A 26,824-nucleotide genomic window follows, 5' to 3' on the forward strand; every position below is an offset into this window, starting at 1 on the left:
GAGAATGAAACAATGCGCTCATTTCTGGTTCTCGTAATCTTCACTGCACTGGCTGCCTGTGACGTGCCGTTTGTTCCTTTGATCTAACCTGATTGGGCCCAGCTATTCAGCTGGACCCAAATGAGGCCCGTGCTCAGGCTGCCTGCGCCTCGCGTTTTTCATCCCGCGCAAAAAAGAGCAGATAGAAAACCGGCGCGGCGACCATTGTCAGGACGGTCGCAAAAGCCAGCCCGCCCATGATCGTCACCGCCATCGAGACGAAGAACGCATCGGTCAGCAGCGGCGCCATGCCCAGAATGGTCGTGATCGCAGCCAGCATCACCGGGCGCAAACGCGAGACCGAGGCTTCGACGATGGATTCGCGCAGGGGCTTGCCCGTGGCGCGAACCAGGTCGATCTCTTCCACCAGCACGATGCCGTTCTTGATCAGCATGCCCGACAGGCTGAGCAGCCCCAGAAGGGCTGTAAAGGTAAAGGGCAACCCAGTTCCCAACAGGCCGATGACCACGCCGTTGACCGACATCGGAACCAGCAGCCAGATGATGATCGGCTGACGGATCGCGTTGAACAGCAGGACCGAGATCAGAACCATGATCAGCAGGCTCAGCGGCAATTGTTTGCCCAGGCTTTCCTGCGCGTCGCGCGAGTTTTCGAATTCACCGCCCCACTCCATCTTGTAGCCCGGTGGCAGTTCGATGGCCTCGATGGCGTCGCGCACTTCGGCGTGTACCTGAGCCGCCGTCAGGTCGGGCGGGATGTCCGCGCCGACAGTGATGGTCAGTACACGATCGCGGCGATGAACCAGCGTATTGAGGGATTTGTACTCGAATCCATCGACCATCTGTTCGATTGGTACAAATTTCCCGGATTGGTCCGAATACACCACCTGATCGACGATGGAATAATCTCCGTCCGCCGGACGACGCAGAATGATGGGGATCAGGCGGTCACGTTCCCGCAGCACACCGCCCGTGATACCATCGGTCGAAAATTGCAGCGTGGCCGCAATGTCTTCGCGCGTAACACCCGCGGTCTGGGCCCGTTCCGTGGCATAGATCGGCTGCACCGCCAGTTCCTGTTCGCGCCAGTCATGATGAACGAGCAGCGCGTTGGGCGACGCCGCCGCCATGCGCTGCACGGCCTCGTCCGCAAGTTGACGCAGAACCACCGGATCACTGCCCGAGAACCGGGCCTGAATCGGATCGCCGCCGCCGGGGCCAAACACCAGGCGCTTGGTTCCGAACTCGCCTTCGGGGAACTGGACCGACCCGAACGCTTCCAGATCCGCTTGCAAGGCCGGGATGTCATCCAGACTTTCCGTGCGGATGATCATGTGACCATAGCTCGGGTTCGGTTTCTCTGCCGAATAGGTCAGCATGAACCGGGTTGCCCCCTGACCGACGAATGTCGTGACCGAAACCACGTCTTCGCGTTGGGTCAGCCAATCTTCGAAAACCGCCATGTCCTGTGCCGTGCGGGCAATCGGCGTGCCCTGAGGCAGCTTGTAATGCACAAAGAACAAAGGCGTGTTCGAGTTGGGGAAGAATTGTTGTTTCATCAACCCGAACCCGGCATAGCACGCAACGGTTACGCCGATGAGACCCGCAACAACCAGCCACCGGAAACGGAGCGCAAACCGCAGGATCGCGCCATATGTGCGGAACAGGATGCCCCCGTAGGCGTCGATCTCACCCTCCTTGCCCTGCTTGAAGAAATAGTGCCCAAGCAAAGGCGTGACCGTGATGGCAAGTATCCAGCTGAGCAGCAGCGAAATGCCGATCACCGCAAACAGGGAAAACAGAAACTCGCCCGTTGCGTCGGGGCTAAGACCGATGCCTGCAAAGGCCATGATACCGATTACGGTGGCCCCCAGCAGCGGGATCTGGGTTTTCGATGCCACATCTTCAGCGGCATCGCGCGAGGACTTGCCGCGCAACATCGCGATCTGCATCCCTTCGGCAACCACGATGGCGTTGTCCACCAACATCCCCATGGCAATAATCAGGGCCCCGAGTGAAATTCGCTCCATCTCGATCGAAAACAGCGACATGAACAGAAGCGTGCCGACTACGGTCAGCAACAGGGTCGAACCGACGACGATGGCCGCGCGCCAGCCCATGAAGATTCCCAGTACGGCGACCACGATGGCCACTGACATGGCCAGATTCACCAGAAAGTCGTTCGAGGCCTGCTCGACCACCACATGTTGCTGGTAGATCGGCAGAATATCGACACCGAAGGGGATATTCGCATCCAGCTCGGCAAATTTGGCGTCAGCCCGCTTGCCGACCTCGACGATGTTTTCCGTCGCCAGACCGGCGATGCCGAGGGTAAAGGCTTCGGTTCCGTTGTAGCGGATCATGATGTCCGGATCGTTCTGACGGGCGCGATAGACATCGGACATGTCGAACAGGTTTATCACCTGCCCTTGCGAGCCGACAGACAGGCCCGCAATGGCCGAGACACTGTCCGAACCCTCGGCCGTCAGAATGGTGGTGCGGGCATCTTCAGACCGCAAAGACCCCGAGGAATTCACCGAATCCGCATTGGCGATGGCTTCGTTGATCGCTTGGAGCGGGACGTTCTGGTTCACCGAGATCGCCAGGTCGGGCTCTACAAAAATCGCCTCGTCCGGCAAGCCCTGAACCTCGACATCGGCGACGCCGTCCACGGTCAGCAGTTCGCGACGCAGAAACGTTGCCAGTTCATGCTTTTCGGCGTCAGAAAACCCTTCGGCAGTCACCGCATAAAACAGCCCGAACACATCACCGAACCCGTCATTCACGTAGGGTTGGCTGACACCCGACGGAAGCCCGCGGGCGGCATCGCGCACCTTGGCCCGCAGGCGGGTCCAGATATCGGGCAGTTCGGTGCCGTCGTAGGTCGACTTGATCTCTACTTCGATCAGCGATTGTCCGGGTTGGTTGACCGAGGTGATGACATCCACCTCGCCCATCTGCTGGATCGCGGATTCAAGGGGTTCGGACACTTCAAGCGCCACCTGTTCCGCCGTGGCACCGGGATATTGCGTGGCGATGACCGCGTTCTTGATGGTGAAAGCCGGGTCTTCCAAACGACCAAGCGACGTGAATCCCCAGATGCCACCGAAGAGGGCAATGAGGATGATCAGCCATGTGTAAAGCGGTCGATCAATCGAGGCGCGCGCGATGTTCATCTGTCTGCCCTCAGTTCGCGAAGCCGGTGAACCGGCGCACGGGCTGGCCGTCTGTCAGCACAGCACCGCCAGCCACAACAACTTCGTCACCGTCGGACAAGCCCTTCAACACCCGAACATCGCCCGACTGCGTGGGTTCGATTGTCACCGGAACGCGGCGGACCGTGCCTTCATCCGCGCCAGCCGGAGAGAACACCATGACGCTCAGCTCACCTGTTGCATCCGCGATGACGGCCGTCGCCGGCACGATGATGCCTGTGCGCTCGTCCTGGACCTTTACGTTGACGGTAACGGACGAGCCGGGAAGAATTTGCAGCCCCTCGGGCGGGGTCAGGCCGAACTGAATGCGGAAGGTCTGCCCGACGCTGGAAGTTTCAGCGTCGAATTCACGGATTTCCAGCGGGAAGACTTCATCGCTTACGGGGAATTTGGCGGTGATGGTGATGTCGTCGTTCTGGCCCGAGCGTTGAAACAGGATCTCGGGCACATCCACCTCGATGCGTAGTTCGGACATGTCGTGGATGCGGACGATCGGCGTGCCGGCCGATACGGTGGTAAAAGCCTCGACCGCGCGGCTGGAGACCAGCGCGTCAAATGGTGCGGTCAAAGTCGCGTGTTCCAGTTCGTATTCGGCATCGCGCAGTGCGATCGCGGCCAGTTGCGCTTCGGTCTCTGCGTCATCGACCGCCACCTGGCTGGCCGTAGTGCCCCGCAAACGCGACAGGCGTGCGACGGTGCGGTCGGCCTGTTCCTTTTGCAGCTGCGCCCGTTCGAGCCGCAGTTCGAACGGCTCCTGATCCAGTCGTGCAATCAGGCCGCCTTTGGGGATGACAAACCCTTCGTTGACCGGCATTTCGACGATCTGACCGGCGACCTGAAAGGCAAGATCGACCGTCTGTCGCGCGGCAACACGACCGAAGAACTGGCGGGTGAAGCCGGGCGTCGTTTCGTGCACCTGCATCAGCTTGACCGGTTTCGGAGTATCTTGAGCGGCAATCGGAGTTGCCAGAACGGCCAGAGCAAGGCCCAGAGAGGTCAGGAGTTTCATTTCTTCAGTCCCTCGGGAATTCCCGTTTTCAAAACGTTGTCACGGATTTTGCGCGCCAGTCGCGCGAATTCGGCTGTTTCTTCGTCGTTCAGGCCCGAGGCCCTGTGAAACAGGTCTCCGGCCTCGGCCACCAGCATGTTGCGGGCTTCTTCGCCACGCTCGGTCAGCACCAGCAACCAGGCCCGGCGGTCTTCGGGGTCCCGCTCGCGCGTGAGATAGCCGGCTTTTTCCAGCGAATCCGCGGTGGCGGTGATTGTGGACGGTACGCTCAGCATATCCGCAGCCAGAACCCCCATGCGTTTCGGCTGATCCAGCTTGATCAGCATATGGCATTCGGGGTGGCTCAGGTCGGTTTCGATGCTGTCGAATGTCTCTTCCAGTTTCCAGTACAGGGCATACACCCCCATGATCGCCTGAATCTCGGGGCTGAGGCGGCCAAGTCTGGTGCTGATATCGTCGGGCATCGGGGATCTCCGCGCGTTTGGAGGGGTCATATACTTCAGTTTCTGAACTATTCAAGATATGAAGTTGCGGCTTTGCGCGCATTCCCTTGGGTCAACATACCTTGATCAAATCACACCGTGACTGCATTTTGGGCAAATCCGAAACATTCAGGGCCCGCCATGTATACCCCCGCCATCACCGGTACCGGTGTCTTCACGCCTCAGAACGTCATCACCAATGCCGAGCTTGTCGAGGCATTCAACGCTTATGCCGACAAACAGAACGCCAAGAATGCCGAAGCCATCGCCGCCGGACAGATGGAGCCGATGCAGCATTCATCGGAAGAGTTCATCGTCAAGGCATCGGGGATCGAAAACCGCTACGTGATGGACAAGAGCGGCGTGCTGGACCCGGACGTGATGCATCCACTGCTGCGGCAGCGCAGCGATGATGAACCCGGCATCATGACCGAAATGGCGGTGGATGCCTGCAACAAGGCGCTGGCACAGGCGGGGCGCACGGCGGCGGATGTTGATCTGGTAATCTGCGCGGCTTCGAACCACGAGCGCGCCTATCCGGCGATTGCGATCGAAATTCAGCAGGAACTGGGGATCAACGGGTTCGGCTTTGACATGAACGTCGCCTGTTCGTCAGCCACGTTCGGCATTCAGGCCGCGGCGGATATGGTGCGGTCGGGATCGGTGCGGGCGGCGTTGGTGGTGAACCCCGAAATCTGCTCGGGCCATTTGGAGTGGCGCGACCGCGATTGCCATTTCATCTTCGGCGATGTGGCGACGGCAACGCTGGTCGAACGGATCGAAGACGCACAAGGGCCGCATTTCGAAATCCTGTCGACGCGCTGCGCCACTGCGTTTTCCAACAATATCCGCAACAACAACGGCTTTCTGCGCCGCTCGCGCCCTGACGGGCTGACCGACCGGCGTGACATGCAGTTCATGCAGAACGGTCGGAAAGTATTCAAGGAAGTACTGCCGATGGTCAGCAAGCATATCAGCGACCACATGGAGGCCGAAGGGGTCGGAAACTCTGATCTGAAACGCCTGTGGCTGCATCAGGCCAACAAGACGATGAACGACTTCATCGGCAAGAAGGTTCTGGGCCGCGAACCCGAGCCGGGCGAGCAACCCAACATCCTTCAGGATTATGCCAACACGTCATCTGCGGGGTCGATCATCGCGTTTTCCAAGTATTCCGACGACTTGCAGGAGGGTGATCTGGGCCTGATCTGTTCCTTCGGCGCCGGGTATTCCGTCGGTTCGGTGATCGTGAAGCGCCACGCCTGACGGTTGATCTTGTCTGGCCTAGCCTGCCCCAGTCACTTGAAAGACCTGAAAGGCTGCACCTACCGTACCTTCTATCTGCCTGAGATAGGCCGGGATCTCACCCGCAATCAATCGCGACTGCAAACCACGGCCCTGTGACGCCCAGGACCAGAATTCGGCGCGCGGTGCGGACGTGCAGAGCATGATGTAATCCACGTCCAGCTCGGTCAGACGTGATCCGATCTGGTCGGCGTCCGATCGGAACAGTTCGATCTGCGCCAGAATTCCAGCCTGATTCCGGTGATAATTGCCCGCCAGAACGGAATGGTCGGTATGGCGCAGCACGTTTGCGGCAAAGTCGAAATCAACAAGGACCCTGCCGGCTGGAAGATCACGCAGGGCCGCATAGGCTTCGGGCGTTTTGCAGGATGCCCCCGAATTCTGCTGTGACTGTCGGGCCGGCATCGCGGAAGCGGCAAGGGACGGCCCGGCAAAACGCCCCAGCTGCTCATCGATGCTGGCGCCGGTTTTCGGCGAGATGCAGAGGATGAAAGCAACCATCGCAAACCCTGACAACGCGCGGCGACGGCTTGCATAAGAGCCGTACAGGACACGCAGGATCTGCGCCTGGACAGCAACCAGCGAAACACCCAGGAATGTCATCATTCTGGACTGATACAGGAACACCACCAGGCCGGTCACGATCAGGGCCAGAAACAGGGCGTATTCCAGTCTGAAAGGCGATTTGACTGCAAAAATCAGGGCGGCTGCCATGCAGAGGATCGACATCGCGATCAAGGCCAGCGCTTCGCCCCGGTGCAGTTGCAGAATGACGTTGATCTTCTGGGCTTCCGCCACCTGGCTCAGCCAAAAGTCGCGCATGTCCTGAGGCAGGGCTTCGATCGGGTTGCTGAGACAATGCGGGGCGAAGCCGTAAGCGCAGCCCAATGTCACCACGCCAATTGCAACGCATGCGCCGATGCGGCCCCACAGTGACCAGCCAGAGCCGATCCAGGCCGCAATGCAAAGCCCTGCCGCGGCAACGCTCGCCGGCAATGCCACGCTGAGAGTCAGGGCGTCACAACTTGGGAACAGAAAGGCCTCGTGTCCCGTTGTTGCAAGGCTGGTCAGCACAAGCGTCAGGACCAGCCCTATACCAAACGCCATGGTCCGGCGACGGGTCGGTTCGCCGTTTAAGATCCAGTCAATGGCAAAAAACTCGGCAACAAGTGCGATCTGCAATATCGATTCGGTGCCTATCGACACCGAAAGCGCCAGGCAGGCACCCAGCAGCCATCCGGCATATGGTTTGTCCCTGCGCAAAGCAAACAGCATGAGGGCCGTGACGAACAGAAGAATCTGAGCATTGTGGTGATCAAACGAAAAATAGTCGAACTTTCTGGAGTGTTCGAGCGCAAGCACCCCCACAACCAGCGCCGAAACAGCGCCTTCCCGCGCACCCAAAACGCTGCCCGTCACCGCAAAGGCCCACAGGGTCAGACCCACCAAAAGTGAGGGCCAGACAAATGCCGTCACCTGAAGGGCCATATCGGGCGGCAAAACCAACCCGAATGCTCCGAAAAGCAAGGCAATCGGCGCGTCGATCAATCGGGACCAATGCATCAACGTCCCGCCCTCGGGGCCCAGCCGGTACTGATGGCTGTCAAACCAGCCCTGCCCCTGCAACAGATCCTGCACGACCACCCAGCGCATCACGTCGTCAGAGCCTTCCTGATGGCCGCTCAGGGCCATCAGAACCATAAGGGCCGCATAGGCGCATACAAAAAATCGCAGCACCACCCGGTCTGCGAAAATGCTGTATGTTCCCTGCGATTTCTGCATGGTCCACTGCCCTTGACGTTCTTGCACGCGACGGACCTTACAGGACAGACGTGACTGAATTGAGGCAACAGGCACGGTCAGCGTTTGTATCTTTTCGAGCATGAAAAGAGATAGGCCGCACCGGCGAAAACTGGCCAGTCACGGGTGCAACGGTTCCCGACCTTGGCTAGCTGACGCTTTCTTCTTCCAGATGCAGCTTCATCTCGATCAGAACCTGTTGCAGCAAACTGGTTTCTTTCAGCAACCGTTTGGCTTCGTTGACGGTGATGATTCCGTCTTCGATTGCGGCCTGATACTCGGTCATCAACATCGCAAACCGCTGGCTTAGCGCAATGACATCCGAATTGACACCACCGGTGCGGGGGGTAGAGGTGTTGCGGTCGCTATAGGACAAGGTGATGTTCTTCAGATCCGCCAAAGCCGACGTCACATGCGGATAGGTCGCCGCGTTTTCAAGGCGGGCCACCGCGTCCACTGGCATGAACCTGTCCTCGTGTTCAGCATTGTCTGAATAGTATCGTCCTAAAGTGGCCTTGGATTTCCCTGTAATTTCACACGCGGCTTCGATTCCAACATCCTTGACCAGCGCTTCTGTGTGTTTTTTCAGATAGGCCCCGATATCTGCCATTGTTTTACCTTTGTTACCTGCAAACGCCTGCCCGATGTCCAAACGGGGGAAAGCGTGGGTAAATTTCCCATAACTAAGTCATAATTGAAATGTCATACATTGGCTATCCCTCAGATATGCGGGGGATTTTGTGAGTGAGTGGCGGCAGTTCAAGCCGGTAACGAGTGATTGCAGGGTGATATTGTTAAACCTTGCTGCGTTTTGGCCACATGTTGGCCGACGGCGTCGCTGTTGCAGATGTGGGGGTTCCATCCCCTAGAGCGTAGCTCGGCCTCTGCGAACGCAACGGCGACGTCGCTCCATCAAAACGATTGATATCTTGTTCCTTTTCCCCAAGCGTTTTAGACCCGCGTCATGGCAAAGCTGTATTTCAACTATTCAACCATGAACGCGGGGAAATCGACTGTGTTGCTGCAAGCCTCGCACAACTACCGCGAGCGTGGGATGCAGACATACCTGATGACCGCGGCCATTGACGGAAGGGCGGGTGCCGGACGGATCGCATCGCGCATCGGCATCTCGGAGGAGGCCGATACCTTCACGCCCGGCGACGACGTATTCGCAATGATCCGAAACCGCCTGGACGACGGCCCGGTAACCTGCGTGTTCATCGATGAGGCCCAGTTCCTCTCCGAAGCTCAGGTCTGGCAGCTGGCCCGGGCCGTCGACGATCTGGACGTACCGGTGCTGGCCTACGGGCTGCGGGTGGATTTTCAGGGCAAGCTGTTTCCCGGATCAGCCGCGCTGCTGGCCCTGGCCGACGAGATGCGCGAGGTCCGCACCATATGCAAATGCGGACGCAAGGCCACGATGGTGATACGTCAGGACGAAAACGGCAACGCCATCACCGAAGGCGCCCAGGTGCAGATCGGTGGCAACGAGACCTATGTTTCGCTTTGCCGAAAACACTGGCGCGAGGCGGTGGGCGACTAGACCGGGTTGGGCAACGCCTCGCCCGCCACAAAGGCCGCCACGTTGTCCAGCGCCATGTGCCCCATGCTGCTGCGCACTTCTTCGGTGGCCGTGCCCAGATGGGGCAGCAGGGTGACGTTTTCCATTTCACAAAGGGCCCGGGGCACTTTGGGTTCGAACTCGTAGACATCCAGCCCGGCCCCGGCAATCTGACCCGATTGCAGCGCCGCGATCAGGGCCGCTTCGTCCACGACCTCGCCCCGCGCGATATTGACCAGAATGGCCGAAGGATTCATCGCCTGAAGAACCTGCGCGTCGATCAGGTGTCGTGTTTCGGCACCGCCGGGAACGGCGAGCACAAGGAAATCGACCGAGGCGGCAAGGGCTTCAAGGTCAGGTGTGAACTCGGCCGGAAAGTCCAGTTGCTTGGCGTTGCGGGATTGATAGGCAACCTGCATTTCGAAACCGAAATGGCACCGGCGCGCGATGGCCTGCCCGATACGGCCCATACCAACGATACCGACGCGTTTGCCCGTTACATGATGGCCCAGCATCTGCGTGGGATGCCAGCCTTGCCATTGGCCCGCGCGGACCAGCCGTTCGCCTTCGCCCGCGCGTCGGGCCGTGCTCAACAGCAGGGTCATGGCGATATCCGCCGTGGCGTCGGTGACTGCGCCGGGCGTGTTGGTCACCTCGACCGAGGCTGCGCGCGCGGCATGGACATCGATGTGATTGTAGCCGACGCCGAAATTGGCCAGAAGCTTGCACCGAGGCGCGCCTGCATCCGCAAATATCCGAGCCGAAAACTGATCACCCAGCGTGGGCACGACCACGTCGAAATCCGTCAGCGCCGACAGCATTTCCTGCCGCGACATGGGCGCCGTATTGTCTCGAATCTTTACGTCAAACGCGGCGCGGGCGCGGGCCTCGACTGCCGGCGTCATCGGGCGTGTGATCAGCAGTTTCATCAATGCATCCGCCCGCCTGTCGGAACTCGGCCGTCGGGGCCGATCAGAACAATCTCGCCGTTTTCATCGGGCAGACCCAGCACCAGAACTTCGGACATGAACCTGCCGATCTGACGAGGGGGGAAATTGACCACGGCCATGACCTGTTTGCCCACCAAGGTCGACGGGTCATAATGCGCGGTGATCTGGGCCGACGTCTTGCGCTCGCCGATCTCATCACCAAAGTCGATCCACATCTTGATCGCGGGTTTGCGGGCTTCGGGATAGGGTTCAGCGCGGATCACCTCGCCCACGCGGATATCAACCTTGAGAAAATCGTCGAAAGAAATCTCACTCACGTGACAGCTCCTTGGATCGGTCGGTTGCGGCCTTGACGGCACGGTGCAGCAAGTCAGGAAAGCCGCGTTCTTCATGCATCAGCACCTCAAGCGCGGCCTGGGTCGTGCCGTTCGGCGACGTTACATTGATCCGCAGTTGAGACGGATCCTCATCAGCGGCCATCGCCAGTGCGCCGGCTCCGGCCACCGTCGATTTGGCCAGTTTCATCGCAAGGTCATGCGGCAGGCCCTGCGCCTCGCCGGCTTTGGCAAGCGTTTCAATCAGATGGAACACATAGGCAGGACCGGATCCGCTGAGGCCGGTGACCGCATCCATCTGCGCCTCATCTTCAAGACGAACCGTCTCACCCACCGCCGACAGCAGGATTTCGGCCAGAGCCAAATCCTCGGCCGAGACGTGGCTGTTGCCGATCAACGCGGTGATGCCCCGACGGATGGCGGCGGGCGTATTGGGCATGGCGCGAATGATCGGCGTATCGCTGCCCAGAACGGATTCGAACGTGGCAATCGAGGTGCCCGCCGCGACCGAAACAAACAGCGTGCTGCCACCGCCCAGCGCCTGAATGGCGGGCAAGGCCTCGCCCATCATCTGCGGCTTGACCGCGACCAAAACCACGGCAGGGGCTTCGGGCAAGGGTGTGTTGATGTTGACGCCCTGCGCCTTCAGCCAGTCGGACGGGTGCGGATCGATCACCCAAACGGACGCTGGCGGGAGGCCGTGTTCCAACCATCCCGCCAGCATTGCGGACCCCATCTTTCCGCACCCCAGAAGCACAAGCCCCTGTTCGGCCACACGCGTCATGTCCATTTGCCCCTCCCGCGTTACATGTCGGTTCGGGGCAAAGCTTTACGCCCGGCCGTAGGCCTCTGCAATGGCCACTTGCATGGCTTCTTCTGGCTCTCGATTGCCCCAGGTGACCAGTTGAATCGCCGGATAGTACCGTTCCGCGCTCATGACGGCGGCGGTGATCATCGTGTCGATCTGTTCCGCGCTGGCTGTCTGCCCCCCGGCAAGGACCAACCCGTACCGGTACACCATCAGCTTCTGGTTCGCCCAATAGGTAAAGGCACCTGCCCAGCACTGATCATTCATCTTGTTGAGCAGCTTATAGAGCTGCATTTCCCGCTCGGCCGGTGGTTCCATTTCGAACGAACAAACCATCCGCAGCGTTTCGTCATAGTTGGACCAGGCGAGGGTGATCGAATACGTCCGCCACTGGCCCTCGACAGCCATGGCGATCTGATCATCCCCAATGCGGTCAAAATCCCAGTCGTGATGTTCGGCCAGATGTTCAACAATGTCGATCGGATGAATGTCTTCTTCGAGATACTGCTCGGAAAGGGCCATAATGCCACCTCACTAATCTCTAGCATTTTGGGGCTGGCAGCGCCCCAGCGCTAGTTGCCTGCTCTACAAACCGGGCTTCCCCCATAGGCCTGTACTAAATATGGTGCGATGTGGCGTAGGTTCTGGCAACCCTATTTGTTGGGGATAACAGCAATAAGTTGTGGACAGAAGGCAACGGGGATCAAAATATTGGCTGCCGGGTCAGCTTTGTCTTGATTAAATCCCGCAATGCGTCAGAATGCACGACACCGCACAATCCCGGTCGGATTGCGCGGCGTCAGAGTTTGTCCACAACTGTGAAATCAGGGAACGCCCGCGGCGTTACTTGTCCAGTTTCGCCTCGAGCGCGGCAATGCGGGCTTCGAGTGCGGCGTTTTCTTCGCGCGCTTTCTGGGCCATGGCGCGGACGGCGTCGAATTCTTCGCGGGTGACGAAATCACGGTCGGCCAGCCAGCGGTCGATCATCGACTTCATCGCGTTCTCGGCCTCTTCCCGCGCGCCCTGCGCGACACCCATGGCGTTGGTCATCAGCTGGGACATGTCGTCCAGTATCTTGTTGCGGGTTTGCATATCTTTTCTCCGGTATCGCGGTTGATCTCTATATGGGGAAAGAATGCCGCAGGCTCAAGGTTGACTTGCCCTGCAAACCCCGGGCAATGAGACGCACATGCAGGCTGTTCTGAATTTCCCCGATCTGTCGCCCGAATTGTTCTCGATCTCGCTGTTCGGGATGGAGTTCGCGTTGAGGTGGTATGCGCTGGCCTATATCGCGGGCATCCTGATTGCGTGGCGGCTGGCAGTCGTGGCGTTGCGCCGCCCTGCCCTGTGGCCTGCGGACGGCCCGCCGATGAAACCGAACCAACTGGAGGATCTGGTCACCTGGATCATTCTGGGCGTGATCCTGGGCGGGCGGCTTGGCTTTGTGCTGTTTTACCAACCCGCCTATTACCTGTCGCATCCGCTTGAGATCGTAAAGGTCTGGCAAGGCGGTATGGCGTTTCATGGGGGACTGCTGGGCGTGATCCTGGCCTCGTACCTGTTTGCCCGCCGCCATCGGATTCCGGCCCTGTCGCTGGGTGATCTGGTCGCCTACACCGTGCCACCCGGCCTGCTGTTGGGGCGGCTTGCCAATTTCGTCAATGCCGAGCTGTGGGGCCGCCCGAGCGAGCTGCCCTGGGCCGTCATCTTTCCCGGTTTTGCCGCGCAAGACTGCCCCGGCGTGGTTGCGGGAATGTGCGCCCGGCACCCCTCGCAGCTGTATGAAGCGGCGCTGGAAGGCGTGTTGCTGGGCGCGTTGTTGCTGTGGCTGGTCTATCGCCGGGGGGCCTTTCGGAAACCCGGCCTGATCATGGGCACGTTTCTGACCGGTTACGGCGCATCGCGCTTTTTTGTTGAATTCTTCCGCCAACCTGATGCTCAATTCGTCTCGCCCGGCAATCCGCTGGGATTGGCCTGGCATGTGGGCGGATATGGCCTGACCATGGGCCAGATCCTGTCATTGCCCATGATCGCGTTTGGCCTGTGGCTTGTCTTGCGCGCAGGGCGGGCAAAATGAGCCTGACCGATCACCTGATCGCCCGCATCCGACAGGATGGACCGATGAGCGTGGCCGACTACATGGCCGAATGCCTTCTGCATCCGACGCTGGGCTATTACACGACGCGTGATCCGTTGGGGGCTGCCGGGGATTTCACCACGGCACCGGAAATCAGCCAGATGTTTGGCGAACTGATCGGGCTGTGCCTTGCGCAATGCTGGGTGGATCAGGGCCGTCCCGCGCCATTCACCCTGTGCGAATTGGGGCCCGGGCGCGGCACTCTGATGAGTGACATATTGCGTGCCACCCGGGCCGTGCAGGGATTTCACGATGCTGCCCGAATCGTGCTGGTCGAGGCCTCGCCTGCCCTGAAGCAGGTGCAGGCGGACACCCTGAAGGACTACACACCGAACTGGGCCGACAGTGTCGCAGAGTTGCCGGACCAGCCACTGCTGCTGGTGGCGAACGAGTTCTTCGACGCGCTGCCTGTCCGGCAGTTCCTGCGCGACGGTGACGGCTGGAGTGAACGCCTGGTCGGCGAGCGCGACGGCGAATTGCAGTTTGGGCGAGGGCCCAACGGGCCGCAGGTGGCGCTGGCAGACAGGCTTTCGGACACCAAGGATGGTGATCTGGTCGAGCTGTGTGCGGCAGCGATCCCCATTCTGACCGTGATTGCCGGTCGGATCGCCAGCCACGGAGGTGCCGCGCTGATTGTCGATTATGGCGACTGGCATTCGTTGGGTGATACGCTGCAAGCCCTGCAAAACCACGAGCCCGCCGATCCGCTGGCGTCACCGGGTCAGGCCGACCTGACGGCACATGTGGATTTTGAGCCTCTGGCCATCGTGACCCGCGCGTGCGGAGCCGGGCACACACGCCTGACACCGCAGGGCGTGTTTCTGGAACGGCTTGGCATAACCGCCCGGGCGCAGGCTTTGTCCCGGTCGCTGAGCGGTTCCGAGCTGGACGCCCTGGCTGCCGCGCATCGCCGGTTGACGCATCCGGCCGAAATGGGAAATCTGTTCAAGGTGATGGGCCTCTATCCGGCCTATGCTGCACCACCGCCGGGATTAGAGCCATGACACTGGAAATTCTGACTTCGGACTTGCTTTCCCCATTTCGGCACGGGTTCTTCACCCGTCGCGGCGGGGCGTCCTCTGGTATCTTCGGCGGGTTGAATTGCGGTTATGGATCGTCAGATCAAACCGAAATTGTCGCGCTGAACCGCCGGCGGGTTGCCGATGCGATGGGCGTCGCGCCCGAGGCGATGATCGGCGTGCATCAAGTTCATTCCCCAACAGTTCTGACGGTTGAACAGCCCCTGGAAGGTGAAAAACCGCGCGCGGACGCGGTCGTGACGGCGACACCCGGTCTGGCGCTGACGATTCTGACGGCAGATTGTCAGCCAGTTCTGTTTGCCGATCCCGCGGCCAATGTGATCGGAGCAGCCCATGCGGGCTGGCGCGGCGCGCTTGACGGTGTGCTGGAGGCGACGCTGGACGCCATGGAAGCGCTTGGCGCAACACGCCGGAATATCAACGCCGTCATCGGCCCCAGCATTTCGCAACGCGCCTACGAAGTGGGCCCCGAGTTTCTGGACGCATTTATCGCCGATTCTCCAGACAACACCCGGTTCTTTGCAAACGGACAGGATGACCGGCTGCAATTCGACCTGCCCGCCTTTGGCTTGCACCGATTGCGGCAGGCCGGTGTCGGGCAGGCGGAATGGACCCGGCACTGCACATATTCCGACCCGGACCGGTTCTATTCCTACCGCCGCACAACACATGCAAACGAGGCCGATTACGGGCGGTTGATCTCGGTCATAAGATTGTGATTTTGGCCCAGATTTAGGCGTCGCGCCACTTTTCCGCCACATTTGTTGTGTTTACCGGACTCAGAATCGTAACGAGTTTTGCCAGCTATCAGATGGTCTTCTGACGTCCTTGTTTCGGACGCTGGCGTGTTGAGTGGAAGGATGGACCGACTATAAATTTCTTGTCTGCAAAACATCCCGGATAAGCCTTATCCATGCCGCAAACATGCGTCACAAAAGGTTCATAACGGATGCGGGAAACAAACCCGTTCAGAGCAGGACCAGAAAATGAAAACCAAATCTCGCTTTCTCAAAGCCATGGTTGCCGCCACGCGGAGCCAGAAGCTGGAAATGCCGTGGAAGCGGGTATCAAGCCATTCTGTCAGGGTCGCCAGCCGCATCGCGGCACGACGCTGAGACAGAAACACCCTGAGGCCAAGCTGCCGGTCTCGATTGGGTGAACGCGCTTCGGGCTTGCTCCTGCCCGATGTGTGGTGCGTCGCGATCTGAGGGGGTCGAGACGGATTCAGGAGTTGTGTGTGTGCGGGCAATTTTCGCCCGTGAAGTACGAGTTTGTCTGGGGGGTCAATGTGTTGACCATTGGAAAGCGAGATTTTGTCGCAATGCGGGGTCCGACCGACCGCCGCCCAAGGGTCACCCATTTGTTTCAAGACAAAGAACCAGTTCGCCAGGTTGGCCTGTACGGGGATACGCCGCGCCTGACCGGACAATTTGAGGGGAAGGAATATTTATGACTATTCCTAGTTCACTGGCCCGTGCGGCCAGAAATGCGATCGAAACGACAGCCATGCTGCGGGAAGCACCGCGGCCGGTTGCGAAACCAAAGGCTCAGCTGCGCCGGTATGAAGTCAGCAGCCTGTTGAAAAACGGAAACGTGGTTCAGACCAGACACATCGCGCCCGCTCTGCCAATGTTCGAAGACGCCTTTTGTGCCTTCACGCGCGGATCGCTGGTTGAAACGGAACATGGGCCCATGGCCATCGAAGACCTGATGCCGGGGGATACAGTCCTGACTCAGGATGGCGCGTCGGAAACCGTGCTGTGGAAGGGATCTGTCACTCTGATCCCCGGACGCCCGGATTCGCGGGGCCGCACGCGGCCGCTTACGCGCGTCACGGCAGATACATTCGGGATGCAAAAGCCGATGTCGGGTGTAATCGCCGGGCCTGCAGCACGGATCGTGGGCACACCGACGCATTTACGGCATTTGTATGGAAATGACCCGATTCTGACACCTGTGTCCGAATTTCAGGATGGAACGGGCGTGATTGAAACAATGCCGCCGACGCCAGTTGAACTGTTTCACATTTGTCTGAAACGGCATTCCGTTATTCGGGTAGATGGTTTACAGTTCGAAACGTATCACCCAGGTGTGAACGCGGTCCGGATGATCAGCCACTCGTTGCGGTCGGTTTATCTGAACCTGTTTGCGCATATCGAGTCGCTCAACGATTTTGGTCCGCTGCTGATGCCGCGTGCCGGGGACGGAGAAATCGACGCGATGACAGCCTGAGTACGATAGCGATTACTGCATTATGGGGGGCATCATGCAGCTGTTACTAAGTTGGATTCTATCCTTGGCGGTGGCTGCCATGCTGCCACCGAACACCGCACCTGCAAAACGTCTGGGGGTTACGCCGTCCGGTTCATTCGTTCTTCCAGAACGTCGAACGGCACGCCTGGTTCGTCTTTTGCGCCGCGGATAACAAGCGAAGTCTTGACGCTGGCCACGTTTGGCGTGGTCAGCAGTTCACCGGTCAGAAACTGCTGAAAACTGCTGAGATCGGGTGCGACGCATTTCAGGATGAAGTCCACCTCGCCGTTCAGCATGTGGCATTCACGGACAAGCGGCCATTCGCGGCAGCGTTCTTCGAACGCGCGCAGCTCGGTTTCGGCCTGACTGTCAAGACCGACCATGGCGAACACCTGCACTTCGAATCCCAACTCACGGGAATTCACCTCGGCGTGGTAACCGGTGATATAGCCGGATTCTTCCAGTGTGCGCACGCGGCGCAGACAGGGCGGCGCCGAAATTCCGACCCGTTTGGCAAGTTCCACATTGGTCATACGACCGTCTGCCTGTAGTTCCGCCAGAATCTTGCGGTCGATATCATCCAGCCGAGTCGTGACCATCAAATGCTCCTGATTATTGCGGTTCTTATATCAGCCCCCCACGCGCGCGCAATAATGTTTCGTACATGCGCAATTTTCTTTGTTTTCAATTCTCTCATTTCGCCCTCACACTGCGCACGGCGGCTTGAACGGCCTTGAACAGTAAGGGGCTTTAAGCCGGGTCTGTCGGTCGCTATATCGGGGCGACGGGCAAAAAGCCCAATTCAGGCAATTCGAGCGGAGTTACCATGGCCGACACACGACACACCAAGGTTCTGATCATCGGATCGGGGCCGGCAGGATACACTGCGGGCGTTTACGCAAGCCGCGCCATGCTGGAACCCATCCTGGTGCAGGGTATCGAGCCCGGCGGCCAGCTGACGACAACGACCGAGGTCGAGAACTGGCCCGGCGACACCGAGGTACAGGGCCCAGACCTGATGGTCCGGATGCAGGATCATGCCAAGGCCATGGGTTGCGAAGTGATCGGCGACATCATCAACGATCTGGACCTCAGCCAGCGCCCCTTCACCGCCAAGGGCGACAGCGGTACTATCTACACGGCGGACGCCGTCATTCTGGCGACTGGCGCGCGCGCCAAATGGCTGGGCTTGCCGTCGGAAGAAAAGTTCAAGGGCTTTGGCGTTTCAGCCTGCGCCACCTGCGACGGGTTCTTCTATCGCGGACAAGAAATCGTGGTGATCGGCGGCGGCAACACGGCCGTGGAAGAGGCCCTGTTCCTGACTAATTTCGCCAGCAAGGTGACTCTGATCCATCGCCGCGATGAGCTGCGCGCGGAAAAGATCCTGCAAGACCGGCTGATGAAGAACGACAAAATCGAGCCTCTGTGGTTCCACGAGTTGGACGAAGTGATCGGCACCGACGCGCCGCTGGGCGTCGAGGGCGTTCGCGTCAAGCATGTCAAAACCGGAGAGATCACTGAAATCCCCTGTAAAGGCGTGTTTGTTGCCATCGGCCACGCGCCCGCGAACGAGCTGGTCAAGGACACGCTTGAAACGCATATGGGTGGCTATGTCGTTACCAAGCCGGGCAGCACGGAAACCTCGGTTCCGGGCGTGTTCGCAGCGGGCGATCTGACCGATCACGTCTATCGTCAGGCGGTCACAAGCGCCGGTATGGGCTGCATGGCGGCACTGGATGCCGAACGGTTCCTGGCGGAAAACGAATAACGCGCGTTCTGAATGTTGCGGGGCTGCCCCGGTGAGTTCAGCTCCGAAGGCCGTCAGCCTTTTCCGTACAGTGCCCCCGGGGTTTAAGGGGGCACTGCACAGCATACGCAGCGCTGCAATCACTGAACGGCAGCCGATGCCGACCGCCAATCCCTTGACCCCCAGCCGGCGGCGTATCAGGATTGCCGAGGGAAAAGCGAAAAACAGGTGAACATTTGAACAACGCTCTTTGGCGCGGCGGGTGGTCAACCCGACTCAGGATCGTCAGTGGTCTTGTGTTGTTTGTGTTCGCGTTCTTTCACTTCATAAATATTGGCTTGGGCCTGTTTCACACGGATTACCTGCACGGGATGCAGGACGGTCGAAAGGCCGTCACCCGCCACGATGTCATGAGCGTGCTTTTCTATACTGCCCTGTTCACGCATGCAGGTCTGGCCCTGACATCGATCGCGCAACGCAGAACCCTGCGCATGCCCTTCAGCACGGCGTTGCAGGTCGTTCTGGGCTTGCTGATTCCGCTGCAACTGATCTCGCACATCGTGCAGACGCGGGTCGCGCACGAGATCTATGACGTCAATGACGAGATGGGATATATCATCATTTTGATGTGGCCCAGTATCGCCGTATGGATGCAAAGCGCCTTGTTGCTGATCGTTTGGATACACGGCTGCATCGGTTTGCATATGTGGTTGCGGCTGACCCGGTGGTGGTCGCGGGTCGTGCCCTATCTGATCGGCGTTGCGGTTTTCGTGCCATTATTCGCGTTGGCCGGATTGCTGACCGAAGGTCGACGCATATGGGCCGACTTTGCTGATGAATTCCTGCGCGAGCAATATATCGAGCACTACAATTGGCCATCGCCCGAAGCCTTCCAGACCCTGTTCAGTGTAAAAGATTATGGCCTTTTGATCTTCTGGCTGGCTCTGGGGGCGACGGGTCTGGTTTACATCGGGCGCAAACTGTGGCGGCGCAGGCATTCGGTGCGCGTGAATTACGCCAAAGGGCCCGAGGTGGTCGCGGAAAAAGGCATGACGTTGCTTGAGATTTCGCAGGTGAACGGCGTGCCGCACGCCGCCTTGTGCGGTGGAAAGGGGCGCTGCACCACATGCCGTGTCATCGTAGAGGATGGCAGCGACGCCCTGCCGCCGCCCGGCGACGTCGAAGCACGCAGCCTTGCCGCTGTGGGCGCCTCGCCGCAGACGCGACTGGCCTGCCAGATACGCCCAACGGAACCCACCACCGTTTTTCGGGTTTTCAGGCCAGATGGCGGGCGCATACGCGGACATGCCAGCCAGGGTCAGGAACGTCAGTTGGCTGTATTGTTCCTGGACATGCGCAGCTTTACCGCGCGCACGACCGGCCAATTGCCTTATGACATCGTGTTCCTGCTGAACCGGTTTTTCGATGCGGTCGTGCCAGCCATCACCAAGGAAGGCGGTGTCGTGGACAAATATATGGGAGACGGGCTGCTGGCCGTTTTTGAAAAGCCGAATGCGGCAGCGTCGGCCCGTGCCGGATTGCAAGCCGCCATCGACATCAGTCACGCCCTTGATGAATTCAACGCACAGCTCGAGGCCGAAGGCAGCCCCGGCATTCGAATCGGGATGGGTCTGCATCTTGGGGATCTGGTGGTGGGTGAGATCGGCGCCGCGGGCCACGCATCGAAAACCATAATCGGCGACGCCGTCAATGTCGCCAGTCGTCTGGAAAGCGAAACCAAGGCGCTGAAGGTCGAACTGCTGGTCTCGCAAGAGTTGCTGAAGGCCGCAGGTGTCGTCGTGCCCCAGAACGATATCAGATTGTTCCAGCTGCGCGGCGTATCTGAACCGATTCCCGCCCTGCCCGTCACCCGTGCGTCCACACTTGAGCAGAACGCCACAAAACAGGAACAGAAATTCTCTGCATGAACCAATAACCTCTGATCGCAAGGATCAGATCATCGATTTGACCCGTGAATTAGAAATTCCTTCCAATTCAAAAATATTCGGCGCATATCCTCCTTTGTTACATTCACGCCTGTGGACTTCGCCTGTCAGTCGGTGCAAACGCCTCGAAACCGCCTGATATCCACTGGCAAATCAACACTGCGACAAGAGAATTCCAATGACGATGTTAAGCAATCTGGCCCCGATCCCCGAACTGTATGTGTCATACGATTCGGCGCAGAAGCTGAAAGTGGAAGCGGCCGACCTGACCAGCTGGGATCTGAGCCCGCGTCAGATCTGCGACCTGGAACTGCTGATGAATGGCGGGTTCAACCCGCTCAAGGGATTTCTGAGCGAAGCGGATTACGACAATGTGGTCGAGAATATGCGCCTGGCCGATGGAACGCTTTGGCCAATGCCCATCACATTGGATGTCAGCGAAGACTTCGCGGATCAGATCGAACTTGGGCAGGATATCGCTCTGCGTGATCAGGAAGGCGTGATGTTGGGCACCATGACCGTGACCGACCGCTGGACTCCGGACAAGTCGCGCGAGGCCGAGAAGGTCTTTGGCGCCGATGACGATGCCCACCCGGCAGTGAACTATCTGCACAACGTGGCCGGCAAGGTCTATCTGGGCGGACCGGTGGTCGGAATCCAACAACCGGTGCATTACGATTTTCGTGGGCGCCGCGACACCCCGAATGAATTGCGCGCCTATTTCCGCAAGCTGGGCTGGCGCCGCATCGTGGCCTTCCAGACCCGCAACCCGCTGCACCGCGCGCATCAGGAGCTGACCTTCCGCGCCGCCAAAGAGGCACAGGCCAACCTGCTGATCCACCCGGTCGTGGGCATGACCAAACCGGGCGACGTCGATCATTTTACCCGCGTGCGCTGTTACGAGGCGGTGCTGGATAAATACCCCGCTTCGACCACCTCTATGAGCTTGTTGAACCTGGCCATGCGCATGGCTGGCCCTCGCGAGGCCGTCTGGCACGGCCTGATCCGCGCCAACCACGGCTGCACCCACTTCATCGTTGGCCGCGACCACGCGGGCCCCGGCAAGAACAGCAAAGGTGAGGATTTCTACGGCCCCTATGACGCGCAGGATCTGTTCCGACAGTTTCAGGACGAAATCGGCGTTGAAATGGTGGACTTCAAGCACATGGTCTATGTGCAGGAACGCGCCCAGTACGAACCGAATGACGAGATTCTCGACAAGGACAACGTCACGATCCTGAACATCTCGGGCACCGAACTGCGCCGCCGCCTGCGTGAAGGGCTGGAAATCCCCGAGTGGTTCTCGTTTCCCGAGGTGGTTGAGGAACTGCGCCGCCGCTTCCCGCCGCGCTCCAAGCAGGGTTTCACCGTCTTCTTCACTGGCTTTTCGGGCTCGGGCAAGTCGACCATCGCAAACGCGCTGATGGTCAAGCTGATGGAGATGGGCGACCGCCCGGTGACGCTGCTGGATGGCGACATCGTTCGCAAGAATCTCAGCTCGGAACTGGGCTTCTCGAAGGAACACCGCGACCTGAACATCCGTCGCATCGGATATGTGGCGTCCGAGATCACCAAGAACGGCGGCATCGCCATCTGCGCCCCGATTGCGCCCTATGCCACCACACGCCGTGCCGTGCGGGAAGAGATCGAACAGTTCGGAGCCTTCTGCGAGGTGCATGTGGCCACCAGCATCGAGGAATGCGAACGCCGCGATCGCAAGGGTCTGTACAAGCTTGCGCGCGAGGGCAAGATCAAGGAGTTCACGGGCATCTCGGACCCTTACGATGTTCCGGAAAACCCCGAGCTGCGCGTCGAAACCGAAAATGTCGAGGTCGACAACTGCGCCCATCAGGTGCTGCTGAAACTGGAAAGCATGGGCCTGATCGCAGCAAACGGATAACGGTCTCATCAGACTTTGTTTGGCGGCCTCCGGTCATTCCGGGGGCCGTTCCTTTTTTTGGTCTTCGATTGACAATTGCCGCTGGTCCTGATGGTTTTCAGGACCTCAAGGCGGGTGTGAAACTGAGATGACGAACAGGTCTCCGACCATTGCCAGTTTCTGGTTTGGATCCGATCTGAGTTGGTTGGAGCAACTCTGCCTTCAGTCCTTTCTGGATCATGGCCACCGCTTCGTCCTGTATGTCGCGCACGAGGTAAAAGGCATTCCGGCAGGCGTCGAAACCCGCCCTGCCAGCGACGTTTTCTGGCCCCCGCCTTTTGTGGTCAAGGCCGAAGACAGACAGGGCGTTGCCGTCTTCTCGGATATTTTCCGGCTGCACCTGATGCGGCAAGGCGAGATGATCTGGGTCGATCTGGATGCCTATTGCGTACGGGCGTTTGAATTTTCGACGGATTTCGTGTTCGGTCGCTCCAGGCGGGGTGACTTCCCAACTGGTGTGCTGCGCCTGCCCACAAGATCGGCGACCCTGGAACAGATGCTGAAATTTGTCATGTCGTCTAACCCGTCCCAACCCTGGCGTGGACGCAGATTGCAGCGCCACAATCGGGAACGAACCGCCAGAGGGGAACGCTGGGGCATCGAAGCCCTGCCCTGGGCCAGTTCGGGGCCCAAAGCCTTTGGCCATTTCCTGCGCCAGACGGCAGAAGACCACCATGCCATGGCTGCCGAAACCTTTTATCCGCTGGCCCAGGAGGAATTGTGGAAGCTCCATGATCCGCGCATCGCGACGAACGAAATCGAAACCGAAGCCGTGCATTCGGTACACATCTACGGCCATCAGAAGAAACTGATGGCCAACCGGATGGCCGGGCTGCCGGTTTCAGGGTCATATCTGGACAGGTTGTGTAAACGACACGGGATCGAACCAAGTACGGCCCCGATTCTGCGGTTGGCCTGGATGTAGCCCGTGGCATCCGGCCAGGGTTTCGCGGGTCAGCCCTTGGTCGGCTCCCGCCTAGTTTATCGGCATTTCCGGAAGGTCGACCTGCCCGCGCATAAGGATATGCCCCTGACCAGAAACCTTGATGCCCGTCATCGCATCAGACGGGCCGACACGCGTGACGATGGCTTTCCCGGGGCGGCCCATATCGTGACCCTGCTGGGCGATGAAGCTTTCCTTTTGCATCAAGCCATGTTTCCACAAATAGGCGGCCATCGCACCGGTGGCAGACCCGGTAAACGGATCTTCGGGCGGGCTGGGCGGTGCTAAGAGAAGGCGTGAAAACGTATCCCCCTCATCGGTTGCCCCTTGCAGCGTGACAAGAAACGGCTCGGCCATGTCCGAGCCGGAATACCCCGCAGTTTCAGCCACTTTGCGCAACGGGCCTTCAACCAGTTGAGCGGCCCGCAAGGCCGCATGATCCCGCAGAACGGTGATGCAGAACGGTAAGCCGGTTGAAACCATTTGAGGCGGAGAAATGATGGCCTCCGGTGGCAGGCTGACCGCTTCCGCCACCAGTTCCGCTGGGACGCGCGTACCGAATTGCGGTGCGACCTGAGTCATTTCGATCTGATCCCCCTGCAAACGGATCGACACCAGGCCGGCACCGGTTTCCAGCGTCAGACGATCGCGCGAGATCATTCCGCGGGATCGCATCGCCGCGACGGTGGCGATAGTCGGATGCCCCGCAAAGGGAATTTCGCGGCTGGCCAGAAAGTAGCGGACGCGGATGTCGGCCACGTCGGACGGCCCGGTAAAGGTGCATTCGACCAGAGAGGTTTCGCGCACATAGGCCATGCAGACCTCTTGCGTCAGGCGCGCACCTTCATGGACGACGGCACATCCGTTGCCACCAAAGGCGCGATCACTGAAGGCGTCCACCCAGTCAAAGTCAAACCAGCCCATAATGCCACTCCTGCTTTAGCATTTGTGGCACGATCACTGCATAGGCAGAAAATGTCACGTCTTTTCAGCAGAGTTTCAGGCCGCCTAGTGAACGGCCACCGGAGACAGGTCATGTTCGCGCGCCAGCACGAAGGCCAGCTTGCGGTCGGCGACCAGCGCCAGTTGCTGCCCGTCGGAATCGTGGACGGCGTAAAGCTGATCCAGATCGCCGGCCTGTTCACGAACTTCCCGAGGCAATTCAGATACTTCAACCGTTTTGACATAGACAATACGGTTGCCTTGGGCGTTGATTTCAATCGGTGTATTCATTGCTCTTACCCCTTCCGTATGTTGATCGTCTGAACCACAGTTTCCGGCACGGCGCGGGTCAGATCCACATGCAGCAGACCGTTTTCCATGATCGCCTCGCCCACTTCGACGCCATCGGCCAGCACGAACATGCGCTGGAACTGACGCGCCGCAATGCCGCGATGCAGGAAGATGCGCCCCTCGCTGTCGTCGCGCTGACGGCCCCGGATCACCAACTGGCGATCCTCGATCGTGATTGACAGATCCTCTTCGGCAAACCCGGCCACCGCAAGAGTGATGCGATAGGAAAAATCCGAGGTCTGTTCGATGTTATAGGGCGGGTATCCCTCATTTCCGGCCTTTGCAGACCGTTCCAGAAGGCGTTCCAACTGCTCGAACCCCAAAAGATGCGGGTATGAGCCAAGAGTAAGTTTCGACACGTATTTTCGTCCTTCTTTGTAAAAGCGACGTGGTGTGCGGCCCCGTTCTGGCAACCGCCTGCAATAGAATATGGGAAGAAACCAGGATGTCCACAAGGTCTGGCGCGATAACGTCTGACACACTATCTTGTTGGCCAAGCACCACAACCAACTCGAGTCGCCAATGAACGCGCCTACCGATCTTTCGATGAAAACAGATGAAGTATTGCGTGTTGAGCTTGAGGTCTTCCGCCGACAGCACCGCGATCTGGATGAGGCGATTCAGGCATTGCATGACAAGGGAACGGCCGATCAACTGACCTTGCGGCGCCTGAAAAAAGAGAAACTGCGCCTGAAAGACATCATCCGCCTGATCGAAGACCGCCTGACGCCCGATATCATCGCCTGAACGCCCTGTACCGCATTGCCAGCCAACCGGATTTGGCTATAGTGCGCGCTCTTTCTGAGCGCGGGGACGTATGCGGATGAGCGATGTGAAAGTGGGGATCATCATGGGCAGCCAGTCGGACTGGCCCACGATGAAGGAAGCCGCGGATATTCTGGACGAACTGGGCGTAGCCTACGAAGCGCGCATCGTATCCGCGCACCGCACGCCGGACCGGCTGTGGGACTATGGCAAAACCGCTGTTTCGCGTGGGTTGCAGGTGATCATAGCAGGTGCAGGTGGGGCTGCGCATCTTCCGGGCATGATGGCGTCGAAAACGCGGGTGCCTGTGATTGGCGTCCCGGTGCAGACCCGTGCCTTGTCGGGCGTGGATTCGCTGTATTCCATCGTACAGATGCCCAAGGGATTTCCGGTGGCGACCATGGCGATCGGGTCCGCCGGCGGGGCCAATGCCGGCCTGATGGCGGCGGGCATTCTTGCATTGCAGGATGATGCTTTGGCCGAGCGGCTGGACAACTGGCGTGACGCGTTGTCAGCCTCGATCCCCCAGGAACCGCAGGGATGAGCCGGATCGGCTTTATCGGAACCGGCCATATCGCCGCGCCGATTGCGCGGCTGATGGCCGCCAAGGGGCACCAGATCAGCGTGACCGAGCGCAACGCCAAGGTTTCAGCCGCATTGAAGGCGGAACTGGGCGTAACCGTCGCTGCGCCTCAGGCCGTGATCGACAGCTCGGACATCGTGTTCCTGTGCCTGCGCCCGCATATCGCGGCCGACGTTCTGGACCCGCTGACGTTCCGCGCCGATCAGCAGATCGTGTCGGTCATGGCGGCGGTTTCGGCCGAGCATCTGGCCGCGCTTTGCGCCCCGGCGTCGCATTTCGTGCAGACCATCCCGCTGGGCTTTCTGGAAACCGGCGGCTGCCCGATGGCGGCTTTTGGCAATGATCGCCTGCTGGCGGACCTGTTTGAACCGGAAAACCCCGTGGTCAAGGTTGCGGATGAAGCCGCGCTGAACGCGCATTTCGCCATTTGTGCCATGGTTCCCGGCATTCTGGACCTGATGGCCACGGGTGCCGAATGGCTGGGTGACGCAACCGGTGATGCGGACGGGGCCGAGTTCTATACAACGCAGTTGATGGCGGGTTTTCTGGCCTCGATGGAAAAAGGCGCCGCCGGACGGTTGGCGCAGGAGCGTGACGCCCTGGCGACAGAGGGCACGCTGAGCCTGCAAATGACGGACGCCCTGAAAGACGGGGGCGCGCACGAGGCGCTGCGGTCCGCGCTTGGGGCAATTGGGAAACGTTTGGAGAGTTGAA

28 protein-coding genes are annotated in these 26,824 nt (G+C 59.5%); 14 read left to right on the plus strand and 14 right to left on the minus strand.

Features of this window, described 5'->3' with window-relative positions:
- Positions 1-133 precede the first annotated feature (133 nt).
- From GOW60_RS08595 to GOW60_RS08605, 3 genes are read right to left on the minus strand one after another with little or no spacing between them, the layout of a single operon-like run.
- Positions 134-3,175, minus strand: coding sequence for an efflux RND transporter permease subunit (locus tag GOW60_RS08595; RefSeq protein ID WP_171228982.1), 3,042 nt, complete (start codon positions 3,173-3,175; stop codon positions 134-136).
- Between the two features lie 10 nt (positions 3,176-3,185).
- Positions 3,186-4,223, minus strand: coding sequence for an efflux RND transporter periplasmic adaptor subunit (locus GOW60_RS08600; protein ID WP_171168889.1), 1,038 nt, complete (start codon positions 4,221-4,223; stop codon positions 3,186-3,188).
- Positions 4,220-4,687: a MarR family winged helix-turn-helix transcriptional regulator gene (locus GOW60_RS08605; protein WP_152458966.1), complete on the minus strand. Its 468-nt coding sequence runs from the start codon at positions 4,685-4,687 to the stop codon at positions 4,220-4,222. The genes GOW60_RS08600 and GOW60_RS08605 overlap by 4 nt, the downstream gene beginning before the upstream one ends.
- A 159-nt stretch (positions 4,688-4,846) precedes the next feature.
- Between GOW60_RS08605 and GOW60_RS08610 the strand changes: the two genes are divergently transcribed.
- Positions 4,847-5,971 carry a beta-ketoacyl-ACP synthase III gene (locus tag GOW60_RS08610; RefSeq protein WP_171228983.1) on the plus strand — a complete coding sequence of 375 codons (1,125 nt, stop codon included), beginning with the start codon at positions 4,847-4,849 and terminating at the stop codon, positions 5,969-5,971.
- A gap of 18 nt (positions 5,972-5,989) precedes the next feature.
- Here the strand turns inward: GOW60_RS08610 and GOW60_RS08615 are convergent, their stop codons facing one another.
- Entirely contained in the window at positions 5,990-7,792 is a 1,803-nt protein-coding gene (locus GOW60_RS08615) for a hypothetical protein (protein ID WP_171228984.1), read from the minus strand.
- Positions 7,793-7,958: 166 nt separating this feature from the next.
- The gene (locus GOW60_RS08620) at positions 7,959-8,420 is read right to left on the minus strand and encodes a hypothetical protein (RefSeq protein WP_152458969.1); all 462 of its coding nucleotides are present in this window, start codon (positions 8,418-8,420) and stop codon (positions 7,959-7,961) included.
- Positions 8,421-8,774: 354 nt separating this feature from the next.
- Between GOW60_RS08620 and GOW60_RS08625 the strand changes: the two genes are divergently transcribed.
- Entirely contained in the window at positions 8,775-9,353 is a 579-nt protein-coding gene (locus GOW60_RS08625; protein WP_152458970.1) for a thymidine kinase, read from the plus strand.
- Here GOW60_RS08625 and GOW60_RS08630 read toward each other — a convergent pair.
- From GOW60_RS08630 to GOW60_RS08650, 5 genes are all read right to left on the minus strand, one after another.
- Positions 9,350-10,300 (minus strand): D-glycerate dehydrogenase, encoded by a 951-nt coding sequence (locus tag GOW60_RS08630; RefSeq protein WP_171228985.1) that lies wholly within the window; start codon positions 10,298-10,300, stop codon positions 9,350-9,352. The two genes, GOW60_RS08625 and GOW60_RS08630, sit on opposite strands and share 4 nt — an antisense overlap.
- A complete protein-coding gene (locus GOW60_RS08635) occupies positions 10,300-10,638 on the minus strand; it encodes a tRNA-binding protein (protein ID WP_117867910.1) in 339 nt (112 codons plus the stop codon). Before GOW60_RS08635 ends, GOW60_RS08630 begins: the two co-directional genes overlap by 1 nt.
- Positions 10,631-11,446 carry a pyrroline-5-carboxylate reductase gene (proC, locus tag GOW60_RS08640; protein ID WP_171228986.1) on the minus strand — a complete coding sequence of 272 codons (816 nt, stop codon included), beginning with the start codon at positions 11,444-11,446 and terminating at the stop codon, positions 10,631-10,633. The genes GOW60_RS08635 and proC overlap by 8 nt, the downstream gene beginning before the upstream one ends.
- Before the next feature lie 39 nt (positions 11,447-11,485).
- The gene (locus GOW60_RS08645; RefSeq protein ID WP_171228987.1) at positions 11,486-11,986 is read right to left on the minus strand and encodes a YbjN domain-containing protein; all 501 of its coding nucleotides are present in this window, start codon (positions 11,984-11,986) and stop codon (positions 11,486-11,488) included.
- A 321-nt stretch (positions 11,987-12,307) separates the two neighbouring features.
- On the minus strand, positions 12,308-12,556 hold the full coding sequence (locus GOW60_RS08650; RefSeq protein WP_152458974.1) for an accessory factor UbiK family protein: 249 nt from the start codon (positions 12,554-12,556) through the stop codon (positions 12,308-12,310).
- A gap of 97 nt (positions 12,557-12,653) precedes the next feature.
- On the opposite strand from GOW60_RS08650, the gene lgt reads away from it, so the two are divergent.
- The 5 genes from lgt (at position 12,654) to GOW60_RS08670 (ending at position 16,873) form a co-directional block, all read left to right on the plus strand.
- Entirely contained in the window at positions 12,654-13,541 is an 888-nt protein-coding gene (gene lgt / locus GOW60_RS08655; RefSeq protein ID WP_171228988.1) for a prolipoprotein diacylglyceryl transferase, read from the plus strand.
- Positions 13,538-14,605, plus strand: a complete 1,068-nt coding sequence (locus GOW60_RS08660) for a class I SAM-dependent methyltransferase (RefSeq protein ID WP_171228989.1) — start codon at positions 13,538-13,540, stop codon at positions 14,603-14,605. The genes lgt and GOW60_RS08660 overlap by 4 nt, the downstream gene beginning before the upstream one ends.
- On the plus strand, positions 14,602-15,360 hold the full coding sequence (gene pgeF, locus GOW60_RS08665; RefSeq protein ID WP_171228990.1) for a peptidoglycan editing factor PgeF: 759 nt from the start codon (positions 14,602-14,604) through the stop codon (positions 15,358-15,360). The genes GOW60_RS08660 and pgeF overlap by 4 nt, the downstream gene beginning before the upstream one ends.
- A 267-nt stretch (positions 15,361-15,627) precedes the next feature.
- Positions 15,628-15,756 carry a hypothetical protein gene (locus GOW60_RS21320; RefSeq protein WP_256367481.1) on the plus strand — a complete coding sequence of 43 codons (129 nt, stop codon included), beginning with the start codon at positions 15,628-15,630 and terminating at the stop codon, positions 15,754-15,756.
- Between the two features lie 334 nt (positions 15,757-16,090).
- On the plus strand, positions 16,091-16,873 hold the full coding sequence (locus GOW60_RS08670; protein ID WP_171168906.1) for a Hint domain-containing protein: 783 nt from the start codon (positions 16,091-16,093) through the stop codon (positions 16,871-16,873).
- Between the two features lie 119 nt (positions 16,874-16,992).
- Here the strand turns inward: GOW60_RS08670 and GOW60_RS08675 are convergent, their stop codons facing one another.
- Positions 16,993-17,493, minus strand: a complete 501-nt coding sequence (locus GOW60_RS08675; RefSeq protein ID WP_152458979.1) for an Lrp/AsnC family transcriptional regulator — start codon at positions 17,491-17,493, stop codon at positions 16,993-16,995.
- 227 nt (positions 17,494-17,720) lie between these two features.
- On the opposite strand from GOW60_RS08675, the gene trxB reads away from it, so the two are divergent.
- The 4 genes from trxB to GOW60_RS08695 all read left to right on the plus strand — a co-directional run bounded on the left by trxB (position 17,721) and on the right by GOW60_RS08695 (position 23,451).
- Complete coding sequence (gene trxB, locus GOW60_RS08680; RefSeq protein WP_171228991.1) at positions 17,721-18,662, plus strand: thioredoxin-disulfide reductase; 942 nt, start codon at positions 17,721-17,723, stop codon at positions 18,660-18,662.
- A gap of 215 nt (positions 18,663-18,877) precedes the next feature.
- A complete protein-coding gene (locus GOW60_RS08685; RefSeq protein ID WP_171228992.1) occupies positions 18,878-20,569 on the plus strand; it encodes an adenylate/guanylate cyclase domain-containing protein in 1,692 nt (563 codons plus the stop codon).
- A gap of 196 nt (positions 20,570-20,765) precedes the next feature.
- Positions 20,766-22,487 carry a bifunctional sulfate adenylyltransferase/adenylylsulfate kinase gene (locus GOW60_RS08690; RefSeq protein ID WP_171228993.1) on the plus strand — a complete coding sequence of 574 codons (1,722 nt, stop codon included), beginning with the start codon at positions 20,766-20,768 and terminating at the stop codon, positions 22,485-22,487.
- 127 nt (positions 22,488-22,614) lie between these two features.
- Positions 22,615-23,451 (plus strand): hypothetical protein, encoded by an 837-nt coding sequence (locus GOW60_RS08695; RefSeq protein WP_171228994.1) that lies wholly within the window; start codon positions 22,615-22,617, stop codon positions 23,449-23,451.
- Positions 23,452-23,502: 51 nt separating this feature from the next.
- Here the strand turns inward: GOW60_RS08695 and GOW60_RS08700 are convergent, their stop codons facing one another.
- The 3 genes from GOW60_RS08700 to GOW60_RS08710 all read right to left on the minus strand — a co-directional run bounded on the left by GOW60_RS08700 (position 23,503) and on the right by GOW60_RS08710 (position 25,121).
- A complete protein-coding gene (locus tag GOW60_RS08700) occupies positions 23,503-24,393 on the minus strand; it encodes a PhzF family phenazine biosynthesis protein (RefSeq protein WP_171228995.1) in 891 nt (296 codons plus the stop codon).
- An 84-nt stretch (positions 24,394-24,477) separates the two neighbouring features.
- The gene (locus tag GOW60_RS08705) at positions 24,478-24,702 is read right to left on the minus strand and encodes a DUF1150 family protein (RefSeq protein ID WP_171168916.1); all 225 of its coding nucleotides are present in this window, start codon (positions 24,700-24,702) and stop codon (positions 24,478-24,480) included.
- Between the two features lie 5 nt (positions 24,703-24,707).
- Complete coding sequence (locus tag GOW60_RS08710) at positions 24,708-25,121, minus strand: Hsp20 family protein (protein ID WP_058275530.1); 414 nt, start codon at positions 25,119-25,121, stop codon at positions 24,708-24,710.
- Between the two features lie 163 nt (positions 25,122-25,284).
- On the opposite strand from GOW60_RS08710, the gene GOW60_RS08715 reads away from it, so the two are divergent.
- From GOW60_RS08715 to GOW60_RS08725, 3 genes are all read left to right on the plus strand, one after another.
- A complete protein-coding gene (locus tag GOW60_RS08715; protein WP_152458986.1) occupies positions 25,285-25,509 on the plus strand; it encodes a YdcH family protein in 225 nt (74 codons plus the stop codon).
- Positions 25,510-25,585: 76 nt separating this feature from the next.
- Positions 25,586-26,071 (plus strand): 5-(carboxyamino)imidazole ribonucleotide mutase, encoded by a 486-nt coding sequence (gene purE / locus GOW60_RS08720; RefSeq protein WP_117872985.1) that lies wholly within the window; start codon positions 25,586-25,588, stop codon positions 26,069-26,071.
- The gene (locus GOW60_RS08725) at positions 26,068-26,823 is read left to right on the plus strand and encodes an NAD(P)-binding domain-containing protein (protein WP_171228996.1); all 756 of its coding nucleotides are present in this window, start codon (positions 26,068-26,070) and stop codon (positions 26,821-26,823) included. The genes purE and GOW60_RS08725 overlap by 4 nt, the downstream gene beginning before the upstream one ends.
- Position 26,824 lies beyond the last annotated feature (1 nt).

This window comes from Ruegeria sp. HKCCA4008 (assembly GCF_013033125.1).
Taxonomy (GTDB): Bacteria; Pseudomonadota; Alphaproteobacteria; order Rhodobacterales; family Rhodobacteraceae; genus Ruegeria.